The organism is Salinibacterium sp. NYA9b, from assembly GCF_976973725.1.
On record NZ_OZ333476.1, the window covers coordinates 2,168,892 to 2,182,330 of the forward strand.

Annotated in this window: 10 protein-coding genes; 3 read left to right on the forward strand and 7 right to left on the reverse strand. The window is 61.9% G+C overall.

Features of this window, described 5'->3' with window-relative positions; translation table 11 throughout:
* Positions 1-2: 2 nt before the first annotated feature.
* The 7 genes from ACWFSR_RS10420 to manA form a co-directional block, all read right to left on the reverse strand.
* Complete coding sequence (locus ACWFSR_RS10420) at positions 3-1,586, reverse strand: DUF5719 family protein (RefSeq protein ID WP_197106178.1); 1,584 nt, start codon at positions 1,584-1,586, stop codon at positions 3-5.
* Positions 1,583-4,393 carry a glycosyltransferase family 2 protein gene (locus ACWFSR_RS10425; RefSeq protein WP_447522348.1) on the reverse strand — a complete coding sequence of 937 codons (2,811 nt, stop codon included), beginning with the start codon at positions 4,391-4,393 and terminating at the stop codon, positions 1,583-1,585. Before ACWFSR_RS10425 ends, ACWFSR_RS10420 begins: the two co-directional genes overlap by 4 nt.
* A gap of 104 nt (positions 4,394-4,497) precedes the next feature.
* Complete coding sequence (locus tag ACWFSR_RS10430; RefSeq protein WP_197107160.1) at positions 4,498-4,824, reverse strand: WhiB family transcriptional regulator; 327 nt, start codon at positions 4,822-4,824, stop codon at positions 4,498-4,500.
* Between the two features lie 140 nt (positions 4,825-4,964).
* Positions 4,965-5,912 (reverse strand): GDP-mannose 4,6-dehydratase, encoded by a 948-nt coding sequence (locus ACWFSR_RS10435; protein WP_447522349.1) that lies wholly within the window; start codon positions 5,910-5,912, stop codon positions 4,965-4,967.
* On the reverse strand, positions 5,909-6,898 hold the full coding sequence (locus tag ACWFSR_RS10440) for a GDP-mannose 4,6-dehydratase (RefSeq protein WP_447522350.1): 990 nt from the start codon (positions 6,896-6,898) through the stop codon (positions 5,909-5,911). The genes ACWFSR_RS10435 and ACWFSR_RS10440 overlap by 4 nt, the downstream gene beginning before the upstream one ends.
* A gap of 114 nt (positions 6,899-7,012) precedes the next feature.
* Positions 7,013-8,281: a polysaccharide biosynthesis protein gene (locus tag ACWFSR_RS10445; protein ID WP_197109616.1), complete on the reverse strand. Its 1,269-nt coding sequence runs from the start codon at positions 8,279-8,281 to the stop codon at positions 7,013-7,015.
* Between the two features lie 10 nt (positions 8,282-8,291).
* Complete coding sequence (gene manA, locus ACWFSR_RS10450) at positions 8,292-9,476, reverse strand: mannose-6-phosphate isomerase, class I (protein ID WP_197106183.1); 1,185 nt, start codon at positions 9,474-9,476, stop codon at positions 8,292-8,294.
* A gap of 108 nt (positions 9,477-9,584) precedes the next feature.
* On the opposite strand from manA, the gene ACWFSR_RS10455 reads away from it, so the two are divergent.
* Genes ACWFSR_RS10455 through ACWFSR_RS10465 form a run of 3 tightly spaced genes read left to right on the forward strand, consistent with a single transcriptional unit; the run spans position 9,585 to position 13,405 of the window.
* Entirely contained in the window at positions 9,585-10,769 is a 1,185-nt protein-coding gene (locus ACWFSR_RS10455; RefSeq protein ID WP_197106184.1) for an acyl-CoA dehydrogenase family protein, read from the forward strand.
* Positions 10,770-10,778: 9 nt separating this feature from the next.
* A complete protein-coding gene (locus ACWFSR_RS10460; protein WP_197106185.1) occupies positions 10,779-12,107 on the forward strand; it encodes an O-antigen ligase family protein in 1,329 nt (442 codons plus the stop codon).
* The gene (locus ACWFSR_RS10465) at positions 12,104-13,405 is read left to right on the forward strand and encodes an O-antigen ligase family protein (protein ID WP_197106186.1); all 1,302 of its coding nucleotides are present in this window, start codon (positions 12,104-12,106) and stop codon (positions 13,403-13,405) included. Before ACWFSR_RS10460 ends, ACWFSR_RS10465 begins: the two co-directional genes overlap by 4 nt.
* The last annotated feature ends 34 nt before the right edge of the window (positions 13,406-13,439 follow it).

Sequence of the window (13,439 nt, forward strand, 5' to 3'; positions counted from 1 at the left end):
CGCTAGGGAAAGACTGTCAGCGGTGATGAACCTGGCGTCTGCGGGTCAATCGAATACGCCGCAATGAAGCCGTTCTCCGCCTGCGTAACACTCACATAGACCGGCCCACTCTGGGTGAGCGTGAACGTTCGTCCGCTCGACACTGGCACGCTTACGCTGGTGCCCGCCTCGATCGTGTACTCCTCGTTGAAACCCGCGTCGGCGGTGAGAGCAACATCAACTGCAGTCTCGCCGGCATTAGTCACGTTGACTGTGGCATCCAGTCCAGGAGCAACCGTGAACTGGGTGTCACCGCTGAGCGCCGGGCTCGAGGTAAACCAGGCAAAGTCTGTCGCCGAAATCTTTTCGCTCGCGCTGATTACGGCGGAGGTCGTGCGGGCGGCGGCAACGATGGGCTCGTCCGATTCGATCTGAACCGCGTAGGTTCCGGTGGCGAGTTCTTCGATCGGGATGTCGGTGACAACACCAGCGCTCAGGTCGAGAGTGAACTCAATAGGGTCACGCTCGGCATCCGTCGGTGTCAGCGTTGTGGTGATGGTCGCCGGTGCCTCACCGGGCACGAACACCCGGATCGCCGCAATCACGTCATCCGTTTCGGTTGCGGTGCCGCGCAAAGCCTGAATGGCTTCGAGGCTGGTCACTACCATCGCGGGAATTACGACCGAGCGAGATGACGGTTGGCTTGCGCCCACGATCTCCACACCGCCAGCATCGAGCCCGCGCACGATTGACTGCTGCAGTTCTGCCGTGATCTGGCCACCAGTGCTCGTCACGTGCACGACGGGAGAAGAAATGCCCGGCGCAAACCCGGCAAGCGACAAGACGCGCTGTCCATTGGGCGGGACCACGATTCCGGTGGTACCGGCCGCTGACACGATCCCCCGCTCGTCGAAGATGTCGAGGGTGACTGTCGAGGCAACTTCGGTGGGGTTCGTCAGCGAGATCAGTGTCGTGCGCCCCGTGGTTGTCGAACCGCCAACGAGCCAACTATCGCCGCCGACAGCACGGCAGCCAGCAGCCGCGAAGCCAACATAGTCACCGATGTTCACGTATTGCGATTGCGCGCCGCTCAGTCGCACGAGCGAGTCGGGAGATTGCGAGTCAGGGGCAGCACTCAACACCAACGGTTCCGCGACGGCTTCACCGGCTTGGGCATCCGAGGCGGAAATGCTGGACTGTTCAACAGTTCCCGTGCTCGACGAAAAACGTGTGAGGGCTTGCCCGAGAGTGAATACGGCGGATGCCGCTGCTCCTGATTCGTCCGAGAGCCGCAAGAGTGGCCCGGGGCACGTCAGCTGCTGCGCTGTGGGCACCGGAACAACGAGCTCGCTTGGCGGTGTCGCTGTGTACGAGGGAAGATCGAGAAAGCTCGAACCGAGCACCGCAGCGGCGGCAATTCCGATACCGAGTACTCCGACGACGACTCGCGCGCCGACGGCAGCAGCGGCTTTCGCCGAGACCGGCCGTTTTGCGCTCGATTCTGGCTCAGGAGCTCCCGTGAGTTCGTGGTCATCATCAAATTCTTCGCCAGTGGGCTGGTCGGGCAGCGCGGCGGCTTCGTCGGGGGTGAGTTCGTTGTCGATCATTGGTTCGCCTCAATCACGGTGACGGCGCTCTCCGCTTTGGCCGCTTTGAGACGGCGGCGACGAGTTGTCGGAATGGCGAGCAGAAGCGTCAGACCGAAGACAGTGGCCTGCCCGGCGAGCACAATCTGTCCCCAGCGAGTTTCCGTGCTGCTTGCGCCGACGGGAATCTCGGCTTCGCGCAGTTCGGGGTAGTGCCAGAGGTAGCCCTGGGCAGTATCGCCAATGGGGTTCAAGAGGCTGTTGCCATCGAGGGCTTCGATGATGCGCTGACGTGTTTCGGAGGTCTCCGGATCAGTTGCCGGTGTAAGTACGATAAACGCGACCTGAAGGTCGTTCAGTTCGTTCGCAATCGCGTAGCCGCTGCGTGAGGCAATGTTGCCGGCGAGCGTTGCGTTGACGAGTTCGGCGTCCGAAAGTTCGGTGCTTGTTGCGGCGAGTGTCGATTGCTCGTCGAGTCCTGAGCCGCGGCCGCGGTGCAGATCGACCGCGATGGTGGAGTCTGAGGTCACCGTGAGTTGGAGAGTGCCAAGTCCGTCGCGCTGTGTTGACTCTGCTGCGACAAAGGCGGGAAGCAGTCGCCCATTGCTCGTCGTGACGGGCACGTTGCCCGAGGCGAGCGACCACAGCGGTGCAGCAGAAATTCCGAGGATGCCGACGAGGGCGACCACTGCTGGCAGGGCGGCATGACGGCCAAGACTATCGATCGCGACGATCACGGCGCCGCTGAGACCGAGCCAGTACAGGCTAAGACCGGCACCGGCCCACACGGTGACTTCGGATTCGCCGGAAGCACTCACCGTCAGGTGCGTCGCGGCGACGGCGGTCGCGAAGCCCAACAGAGCGAGTGCGAGAGCGGGAACAGCGCGGCGTGTGCCGGGAACAAAGAGGCTCATGAGGGCGAGGGCCGCGAATGGTGCCAGCAGTAGCGCTACGAGGAGCGGGCCATAGCGATCGTTGAGACCGAGAGTCGCAAGGAGTTCGCTCCACCCGTTGGTTCCGGGAACGACGCTGCCGATCGCCAACTGCCAGCCGCTTGAGGCAACGCGGGCTACCGGCAGTCCGGGGTCGGCAAAAATGGCGAGAAGGGCGCCGCGACCCCACTGTTGAATCACGAGCGGCGCAAACAGTGCAGCGGCGGGAAGAACAATCCAGATCAGACGATGAGTCGACTTGGGGCGAAGCACAATCCACGCTACGAGTCCGATCACGAGAGCGGGAATCAGGCTCGGCGCCGAGGCCGTGATTACGGCAAAGAGCAGAGCGGCCAGTGCGGCCATCGCCCAGTTGTGGGCAGCGCGCAACGCGGTGAGAATCAGCCACGGCAGCAGAATGTGAGCAAGAACAGCGCCTAGTTGCCCCTCGCCGAGAGCGACCAAGAAGCTCGGAGCGACCGTCCACGCAACGGCAGCGAGGGTTGGCGCCCAGGTGCGTTCCGAAATGGCTGCCGCACACAACCACGCCGCCAGCGCCGCCAGCGGCAAGGCCAAGAGATACAGCATCACGATGCTGAACGAGGGATTCCAGAATGTGAGCGACCCCAAGGCTGCGAGAACGGCGGCGAACGGATCCGCCGCTACTACCTGCTGGGCAAGATCGTTCCAGCCGTAGCCGACATGAGCCCAGAGTTCAGAAACGGTTGTCGAGAGTGGCAGGAGTCCGCCACCGATGAGGGCGTGAGCATCCACAAAGCGGGAAAAGCTGATCATGCCGAGGATGCCAGCCAGCAGCACGACCCAGGCGCCGCCATTTCCAAAGAACTTGGGTCGCTCAACTTCGAACGCGGCATCGGGCGCCGCTCCGTGACGTTCATGGGCCCGCATTTCGCGCAACTCTGCCCACGACATCCGTAGCGGGTCGACGGCCGCAAACCCCACCTTTTTGTTGCGTCGGAGGTTGCGGCGGGCTGCAACAACGCCGCCGTCGAAGATCGCGGCGAAGGCTGCGGCAAATTCACCCGCGATTGCCGTGGGACGTTTTGCGATGAGATGACCGAGTGACCGCAAGATCGCGAGGGGCAAGAGCGTCAGCCAGTGCAACGGCACCGCGACAGCGGGCGCGTATACGAGTCGACGGTGAAGCTGCGCAAAACGTTGCACGCGGTTATGAGCCGCCGCCGAGATCGTGCGCTTGCCGAAGAGTTCCGGGCCACCAGAGCTTGCGACGCGAGCATCCGCAACAGCAACGACGCGGTGGCCAGCCAAACGCGCACGAATACAGAAGTCGAGTGCCGCATCCACCGAGGTAAGTTTCGGGTCAAAGCCGCCGAGCGCCGTCCATACTTGGCGACGCACAAGCATGCCAGCGCCGGCCACGCCCATCGCGTCCGTTTGCACATCATGTTGGGCCTGGTCGAGTTCGTCATTGACAAGACCGACAGATCGCCCAAGAGGCGTCAGCGTTTCGCCGAAGTTCGAGATAACGGCGGGATCATCCCAGCGCACCAATTTGGGGCCAGCGACTGCAACCGATGGCGCAATTTCGACCGCTCCCAACAGTGCACGCAACGCATTCGGATCTGGCGCACTGTCGTGCGCGAGCAACCACAACCACTCGTTTTCTGTGGCCTGAGGAGCAGCAGTGTAGAGCGCAGCGCCGATCGCGCCACCAAAAGTCTTGTGCGCGTGAGCGTCCGCGACCTGCGCCGGGGCGGAGTCTGCCATGAGAGCCAGCGACTCATCACTGGACTCAGCATCAACCACGATGACCGAATCGGGTCGTCGAGATTGGGCCGCGATCGCGGCAAGTGTTCGTGGCAAATACTTCGCACCGTTTCGGGCGACTAGTACTGCGGTGACTCTCGGCTGCATTTGTTTGAGACTATGCGCCGCTAGCGCAGTTTTGCACTCGACGCGCTGCAGAGCCGCGAGTCTGAGAGCCGCCCCAATTCGGGGTTATGGCTCCGCTCGGACAACTAGCTCGCGCGCTTGCGGAGCTTGCGACGCTCGCGCTCAGAGAGACCGCCCCAGATTCCGAAACGCTCATCGTTTTCGAGAGCGTATTCGAGGCACTGGCTGCGAACTTCACACGAGGAACAAATCTTCTTTGCGTCACGAGTTGACCCGCCCTTTTCGGGGAAGAACGCTTCGGGGTCTGTTTGTGCGCAGAGGGAGTCTGTTTGCCAGGACAGCGCATTGCCGTCTTCATCGGCGAGAGGTTGACGAACTCCGGGAACCCCAAGTCGTACGGGGTCAACAAACCAGTCGTCCGGAACTCCCGCGCGGTATCCGCTGTTGCCCATCTGGTCTTTCTCCCCTCCGCCTTTAATGCTTCGCATCAAATCGCGTTACATAATTACACCGGTGTAGTTCGCGAGAGTCAAGTCGCAGATCATAATTGCCTCGACTACGAGTTAAGGGTTATGGCGCGCCGTGACTTAAATTAACTCAGCAAAGCGAGATCGTGATCGACCATCGCTCCTACAATTTCATCAAACTTAACCTGCGGAGACCAACCTAGAATCTGCTGAGCCTTGCTCGCATCCCCCAGTTGTAGGGCGGCATCCCCCGTGCGCAGCAAAGACTCGGAGACCGTCAGGCGCTCAGACCAGTCGTCGACGCCCGCCCGCCCAAATGCAGCGGCCACGAAATCCCGCACGGAGTGAGAAACTCCCGTCGCAATCACAAAATCGTCGGCTTGTGGATGCTGCGCTGCTCGAACGAGCGCATCCGCGTAGTCGGGTGCCCAGCCCCAATCACGGCGGGCATCCAGATTTCCGAGTTCGAGAGTGTCTTGCAGCCCCCGAGAAATCCGCGCAGCGGCCGCGGTGATCTTGCGGGTCACGAACGTTTCGGGGCGACGCGGCGACTCGTGGTTGTAGAGAATCACAGAAGAGGCTGCAACGCCCGCTGTGCGGTACGCGCCGACGAGTCCGTGAGCATAGGCCTTAGCGGCGCCGTAGGGGCTTGTGGGGCGCACTGGGGTGCTCTCGTTCTGGGGAGAGACGGTTGGCGCGCCAAAGATCTCTGCGCTCGAGGCTTGAACGAAGCGGATGTCGGCGTCGCCGCGGTCGTGAATCTTCTTGACCGCTGCGAGCATTTCTGCCACGACCGCGCCGTTTAGCCGCGCGGTGAGGGTCGGATTTTGCCACGACTGGTACACGGAGCTCAGCGCCGCCAGGTTGTAAATCTCGTTCGGCTGCAGTTCTTCGATGAGTTCGCCGATTGCACTATCTGCAGCGAGGTCGAGCTCGTGGGCGACGACTCCCGGTGTCACCAGTTCACCGGCATCGCGGGTGACACCGTGCACGTCATAGCCTTGCGCGAGCAGAAGCTCAGCCAGATACGAACCGTCTTGGCCTGTGACTCCGGTGATCAGTGCACGAGTCATACGAGACCGGCGAGCGCTTTCTGTTCAGCGAGGTCGGCTTCGACCATCATCGCGACGAGCTCGGGGAATTTGACTCGCGGTTCCCACCCGAGCTTCTCCTTCGCTTTCGAGGAGTCTCCCACCAGCAAGTCAACTTCTGCGGGGCGCATGAAGCGCTCGTCGAAGGTGACGTAGTTTGTCCAGTCGTCGATTCCCACCGCGGCGAACGCGAAATCGAGGAGCACGCGGATGCTCTGGGTCTCCCCCGTCGAGATGACGTAGTCGTCTGCTTCATCCTGCTGCAGCATCAGCCACATTGCTTCGACGTAGTCACCGGCAAAACCCCAGTCGCGCTGAGCATCGATATTGCCGAGGGTGAGAGTGTCTTGGAGCCCGAGCGAAATTCGCGCTACGGCGCGGGTAACTTTGCGGGTCACAAACTCCGGGCCGCGGCGCGGGGATTCGTGGTTGAACAGCACGCCAGACGAGGCGTGCATGCCGTACGACTCGCGATAGTTGATGGTCATGTAGTGGCCGTAGACCTTGGCAACGCCATACGGCGAGCGCGGCCAGAGCAGCGTGTCTTCGTCTTGCGGAACGGTTTGCACCTTGCCGAACATTTCAGAGCTGGATGCCTGGTAGAACCGAACCTCTTGGCCGGTAGCGGCGGTGTGCAGTCGCACCGCTTCGAGGGCGTTCAGCACGCCCATGCCGGTGACTTCGCTGGTGAGGTGCGCGTTTTCCCACGAGTAGGCGACGAAGGAAATCGCGCCGAGATTGTAGAACTCGTCGGGCTGTGCGACGCTCATGGCGCGCATGAGGCTCGACAGGTCGGTGAGGTCTCCCGTAAGAATTTCGACCTCCGGAATCACTCGCTCGAGCATTTCGCGTTTCGGGTTGTTCTGGCCTCTCATGAGGCCGAAAACTGTGTAGCCCTTCGAGAGCAATAGCTCGGCAAGGTACAGCCCGTCTTGGCCGGTGATTCCGGTAATGAATGCGCGCTTCATAGTGATCTCTCTTGCTTGCGGTCGGTTCTGCCTAGGTTCCGAACCAACACGTCGGCCGAAGTAACGCTACTGGAACTTGAACGGTCGTGCAGAGGTCGGGGATGACCGTGTGGCCTAGAGCTCGGTAGGCGCAGCATCCGGCTTCGTCGTCGCCACAATGAACGCGCCGGCCTTGACGCGCAACCGCCAGACGAACAGCGCTTGCGTGCACACCGAGACAGTCTCGCCAATTGCGAGCCCCCACGCGCCTCCAGCAGCCCCGTAGGCGGCACTGAGCAACAGAATGGACGGGACACCCACGGTGGCAGCCAGCAGCACGCTGAGCATGAACTGGCGCCGCGCGCCCATTCCCACGAGGGTGATGCGACCAAGCGTTGTGCCGAGCGCAATTCCGAGGGTGGCAACACCGAGCCCGAGCGCCGTCGCTTCGTTGATCGCCACTTCGGCGCCAAAGAGCAGCTCAGACAGCCACGGACCGAGCAGGGCGAACATGACAAGTCCGGTCAGGCCGAGGCTGGCGTGCACGACGAAGGAGCGGCGGATGCGCTGCCCGAATTCGGCATTGCCTTCCTCGACGACCCAGCCTTGAAGTGCATTACCCAGCGCAGATACCGAGTATTGGCCGATGCGATAAAGCTTGTCTCCCGAGACGTACGCGGCTGCTTGAGCACTCGCCGCTGTCGCTCCGACAAAGGTCACGGCCAGCGAGTTGTAGGCGCCACCAGCAACCTCGGTGGTCACCGCCGAACGGTTCGCGCGAAACACTTCGCGCACCTCGTGTCCATCGCGGCGAACGAGTTCGGCCACCCCGGCGGTGCGCAGGGCAAATAAGACGACGCTCACCAGAGAGGCTGCCACGAGCAGCACCGGATACCAGAGCACATCCCCCGCATTCAGCACCACGACGGCGGCAATGATTGTCGCGACAATGCGCGGAGAGATCTCGTAAATCGCAATCAGGCTCGCGCGGCCAAGACCGATCATGAACCACGCGCTCGAGAGCCCCGTGAGGGTCATCGCGATCGCCATCACCGCGGCATCCACCCGGTAGTCACTCGGCGACACCAGCGCGGCGATTACCGCGGCCAGCACCGCACTCGGCAGCCACACCAGCACGCGGGCATGCAAACTCGTCACCAAAATGCGGGGACGGATGCTCGGAGCAGCCAACGCAATCAGCGGCGGGCCAACCGTGTTGAAGCCCAGCGCAACAATGAGCGCAAAGAATCCACCGCTCGATTGCCCCACCGCGATGGCGAGCCACGCATCAGCACCCGCAACCCTCGCCAAGATCGGCAGAAACAGGAAGGGCGTGATCAGCGACAGAAACGGCAGGCCAGCAAAACCGAGGATGCGTTTAGCGAAGCCTCCTCGTGCGGTCATGAGAGCAACACTATTGCGTTGCCGCCACAAACAACTGACCGGCGCCCCGCACTGTGAGCGTGCTCTCGTCGCCGGACACAAAAATTGATTCGCCGCGTGAGAGCGACGTCGAGTGATCGCTGCCGCCGACAACGAATTGCCCCGCCGTGCACAACACGATCGCCGCGCTGTGCAGCTCGAGCGACGCATCTTCAGTCACTTCGAGCAGTTGGAAGTCTCGCACGGGTGGCCGGAACACTCGAGCTGTTGCCCCGACGGGTTCGGGCGCGAGATACGGCACAGGGCTCGCCGAGAAATCCAGAACGCGCAACAGCTCAGGAACGTCTACGTGCTTCGGAGTGAGCCCTCCACGCATCACGTTGTCTGACGATGCCATGAGCTCAATGCCCAGGCCGCGCAAATAGGCATGGATGTTGCCCGCAGGCAAAAACAGCGCCTCACCCTTGGCGAGCGTCACATGGTTGAGCATCAGCGAAATGAGCACGCCGGGGTCGCCAGCGTAGTAGCCGGCAAGCGTGCGCACGAGGGCGAACTCATCACTGGCATGGTCGGCTTCGGCGAGCGCCGTGACGCACTGCACGAGCTCCGGCACTGGGGCTGCGGCCGAAATGAGCCACTCGAACATCGCACGCAGGTCGGCGTCGGTGCGAGCGAAAGCCAACCACTCGGCGAACAGGGCCGGGCGCGGGGCGCTGCTGGCGGCATCCAATTCAGCAAGGCGCTCGATGGATGCTCGGGTGTCGCCCATGGATCGAAAACCGCACAGCGCCTCAAACGTGTCGCTCACCGCAACGATGAGTTCAGGCTTAGCGGACGCGTCTTTGTAGTTGCGGTACGGCGCGGTCAACGGAATGCCCGCTGCGTTTTCACGCGCGAAGCCCTCCGCAGCCTGCTCGGGAGTGGGGTGAGCTTGAAGGGAGAGGGGCGCACCGGCGGCAAGCACCTTCAACAGGAAGGGAAGCCGTTCGACTCCCGCGCCCACAACTCGCGCACCATCGCACTGGATCCACTCGTTCAGATCACGGGCGCCGCCGGCAAGAGTCGGGTCGAGGATGACGCTGGGACTCCCCGGATGCGCACCAAGCCAGAGCTCAGCTTCAGGCTTTCCCGTCGGTTCCGTGCCCAGAAGCGCAGAGATTTCGCCAGCGGAGCCCCACGCGTAATCACGGGGCGTATTAGTGATGCCTACAAACATTCAGTCCACTCTTCTCGAAGCCTTAGCCCAAAGTACCAACCGTCTAGAAGCGACGTGTACTCACGCTTTAGGATCGCAGTGATTTCGATAAGCAATGGAGCGACGACTATGTCATTTGAGACCCTCAGCAGCGACTTCTACGGCTACGAGAATGCGCTGACCGATCAGGAGAAAGACACCATCCTGAAGCTGCGCGCATTTCTCGACAAAGAGGTGCGCCCGATTGCCAACGACCTGTGGGCTAAAGCGGAGTTCTTCGACCGCGACGTTGTCGTCAAGGGACTCGCTGACCTCGGACTCTTCGGACTCCCCTGGGCCGAAACCCAGCAGTTCCCCAACTCAGCCGTCTTCCGTGGCTGGGTGGCGCTAGAGCTCGCTCGTGTCGACGCCAGCGCCGCCACCCTCGTTGGCATGCAAAACGGTCTCGTCATGGGATCCATTGGTGTTGCTGGTTCGCAAGAACAGCGCGATGAGTGGCTGCCCAAGTTTGCTTCAGGCGAACTGCTTGGTGCTTTCGGCCTGACCGAGCCCCTCTCGGGTTCTGACACCGCCCAGGGCCTCCAGACCGTCGCCAAGCGCGAAGGCGACAATTGGATCATCAACGGCGCCAAGCGCTGGATCGGCAACGGCTCCATCAGCGACGTCACCATCATCTGGGCACGCGACGAAGCCGACAATCAGGTCAAGGGCTTCATCGTTCCCACGAGCACCCCTGGCTATTCGGCCACCCGCATCGAAAACAAGCAAGCACTGCGCATCGTACAGAATGCCGACATCGTGCTCGAAGACGTCATCGTGCCGGAGAGCAACCGTCTGCAGAATTCCACCTCGTTCCGCGACACCGCAGCCGTGCTGCGCCTCACTCGCGCCGAAGTGGCGTGGGCTGCGGTCGGAAACTCCATCGGCGCCTACGAAGCCGCCGTCAAATACACGGGCGAGCGCATCCAATTCGGCAAGACCATCAGCAGCCACCAACTCGTTCAAGAACACCTCGCCAAGAGCCTCGGCAACATCACCGCATCCATTGGCATGGTTACTCGCGTCTCCGAAATGCTCGATGAGGGCACCCAGAAGGATGAGCACGCCGCCCTTGCCAAGGAATACACAGCAAGCCGCATGCGCGAGACCGTCGCGTGGTGCCGCGAAGTGCTCGGCGGCAACGGAATCGTTCTCGACTACGGAGTTATGCGCCACTTTGCGGACGCAGAAGCGATCTACTCGTACGAGGGAACTCGCGAGATGAACACGCTCATCGTGGGTCGCGCCATCACAGGTAAGGCAGCATTCGTCTAATCTTGCGTCATGCGACTGATTGAGCACCCACGGGCGCGCACCTGGTTTCTCACGCTGTCGCTACTGATTCTCTTTGGTGGAGACGCCTGGCGATACTCGGTGGGTTGGGTTGTCTGGGGCGCTGCCGCGGCCGGAATCGTTGTCACGTCTGTCGTGATTCTGGTTCAGTCTCGGCACCGCTGGAGCATCGGCGGACTGCCCTACCCCTTCGTCGTCTTCATGGCGCTCGCCACAGTGTCACTGGCGTGGTCGCAATACCCGGCAGCGACAGCACTCGGCCTCGCAACGACCTGGATGACCGTGCTGGGGGCACTCACGCTCGCCATCAGTTTCAGCTGGCAAGAACTGCTCGACGGGCTCGCCCGCGTGCTGCGCATCCTGATTGCACTCTCGCTGCTGTTCGAGCTCATCATTGCGACGATCGTCCGAGGCCCTATCCTGCCGTGGACAGCCCAGCCAGCGGTGGCAGTGCCCGGCTACGACACCATCCCCAAGATGCTCTACTGGTCGCGCAACGAACTGTTTGAGACCTTCGACTCTGGGCGCATCCAAGGCATCGTCGGCAACGCCAACCATCTGGGATTCTTGGCACTGCTCGGCGTTATTGCCTTCTCGATCCAATGGGCAACCGGCAGTGTCAGCAAACGCTGGTCGATAACGTGGATCGCCCTCGCGGCGCTCACCCTGTTCTTCACCCGCTCGGCGACCGTAACCGTGGCGCTGGCAGCCGTCACCCTCACCGCTCTCGGACTTCTCATCATCCGCCGTCGCCGCACCGAACGCGCCCGACACCGCACCGCGGTTGGCTTCGTTGCGCTCGCCGTTGCCGCAGCGGCAACCGCATTCGCCCTCCGTGACACTATTTTCGGGTTGCTCGGCAAGAGCAGCGACCTCACTGGGCGTGCCGAAATTTGGCAGACCGTCATTGGGCTCGCCCAGCAGCGTCCGGCCTTCGGGTGGGGCTGGATCAGTTTCTGGATGCCGTGGGTCGAACCGTTCAAGGACCGCGTCATCCGCAACGGAGTCGTGCAGCTTCAAGCGCACGACACCTGGCTTGATGTGTGGCTACAACTCGGGATCGTCGGAGTCGTTGTGTTCGCCGTATTTGTGGCCTCAACCCTGGTGCGGGCGTGGTTCACCGCGATCGACCCGCCCCAGAAGGTGGCCGCTGGCGTTGAGCCTTACTCGCCGCTATCGCTTTTGCCCATTCTCGTGATGGTGGCGCTTGTCGTGCAGAGCATCCCCGAAAGCAGGCTCATCGGCGAGTATGCTCTCGCACTGCTGGTGATTATTGCGGTCAAGACCAAACGGCCCGATTGGATGGTGCGCTCATCATGATTCAGCCTCCCCCGCGCTATCGAGTGGCCATCGACACCGGTGCCGCCATCCTCGGATCCCCCCGCGTCTCCTCAGTACTCGCCACCGCGAGCGTGGGAACCGCCCTGTGTGCCTTCGCTCTTCGCCAGACCGCTGGAAATGCGGGGCTCCTCGCTATCGTGCTGAGCCTCGTTGTCCTTGTTGCCACGTCTCTTGCCGCCCAATGGCGCAATATCGGTTGGCGCGCGCTCGTTCCTATCTCGCTCATGGCGTTCACCGTCTGGGCCTGGCTGTCTGTCTTCTGGAGTCAGTACACACTTGAGTCGGTCGGTGCGGTGAGTTACATGCTCATCTTCACTGTGCTCGGCATCTACATCGCCTTGGTACGGGACACGATCCAGATCGTTCGGGCGTTTGGCGATGTCCTGAGGTTTGTCCTCGTGGTCTCCATCGGGCTTGAGATCCTGACCGGGCTCGTATTTGACACCTCCCTCAACGCTCTCTCGATTGCCGGAAATCTGGGGACTACCGACCCCATCCAAGGAATCTTTGGAGCGCGTAACCAACTCGGCATCATTGCCGTGATTGCTCTCATTACGTTCGCGACAGAATTGCGAACCAAATCCTTGCAACGCGGCTTCGCGATCGGCTCCCTCGTTCTCGCGAGCGTCGTTTTGTTGCTCTCACAATCGCCCCTCGCTTTCGGGGTCGCCCTCGTCATCCTCGCGGCGAGCGCAGCGCTCTACGCCCTCCGTCGCGTTCCATCCGGGCGTCGCCGCTACTGGCAAATTGTGCTCATCGGATTCGTGGCGACCGTTGCGATTATCAGCTGGGTCTCGCGAGTTGCCATCGTCGCGTCCTTCGATGCCAGTGGCGACCTGACCTACCGACTGCGGGTCTGGCGACAGCTCTGGGATCTCGGAGAAGTCCACCGCCTCGAAGGCTGGGGTTGGATCGGTCCGTGGAATGACGAGCTTGCGCCGTTCACCGCGTTCGGCAACTTCGGTGGGCGTGTTCCCGACTCTGCCCACAACGCGTATCTCGACGTGTGGTTCCAGCTCGGCCTCGTGGGATTCCTGATCTTCTTAGGACTCCTCGGTCTGGCTTTTATGCGCTCGTGGTTGCTTGCCTCGCGCCGGCGCAGCATTGTCTTTGCTTGGCCGGCTCTTGTACTGCTTGCGCTGATCGTGAGCGCCTTCGCAGAGAGCTCGCTGCTGATCGAGTTCGGTTGGCTCACCTTCGTCGTGTGCTGTGTCAAAGCAGCCCGTGAGCTCAGCTGGCGAAACGCCCTCGACACCAAGCCTCAGTCGGGGGTCTAGGAGCGCTGCGCGAGCGCTTGTGCGCTGCCAACTA

Coding starts and splice junctions, on each gene's coding strand:
- ACWFSR_RS10420 (WP_197106178.1), bottom strand. CDS start 1,586: ATGATCGACAACGAACTCACCCCCGACGAAGCCGCCGCGCTGCCCGAC.
- ACWFSR_RS10425 (WP_447522348.1), bottom strand. CDS start 4,393: ATGCAGCCGAGAGTCACCGCAGTACTAGTCGCCCGAAACGGTGCGAAG.
- ACWFSR_RS10430 (WP_197107160.1), bottom strand. CDS start 4,824: ATGGGCAACAGCGGATACCGCGCGGGAGTTCCGGACGACTGGTTTGTT.
- ACWFSR_RS10435 (WP_447522349.1), bottom strand. CDS start 5,912: ATGACTCGTGCACTGATCACCGGAGTCACAGGCCAAGACGGTTCGTAT.
- ACWFSR_RS10440 (WP_447522350.1), bottom strand. CDS start 6,898: ATGAAGCGCGCATTCATTACCGGAATCACCGGCCAAGACGGGCTGTAC.
- ACWFSR_RS10445 (WP_197109616.1), bottom strand. CDS start 8,281: ATGACCGCACGAGGAGGCTTCGCTAAACGCATCCTCGGTTTTGCTGGC.
- manA (WP_197106183.1), bottom strand. CDS start 9,476: ATGTTTGTAGGCATCACTAATACGCCCCGTGATTACGCGTGGGGCTCC.
- ACWFSR_RS10455 (WP_197106184.1), top strand. CDS start 9,585: ATGTCATTTGAGACCCTCAGCAGCGACTTCTACGGCTACGAGAATGCG.
- ACWFSR_RS10460 (WP_197106185.1), top strand. CDS start 10,779: ATGCGACTGATTGAGCACCCACGGGCGCGCACCTGGTTTCTCACGCTG.
- ACWFSR_RS10465 (WP_197106186.1), top strand. CDS start 12,104: ATGATTCAGCCTCCCCCGCGCTATCGAGTGGCCATCGACACCGGTGCC.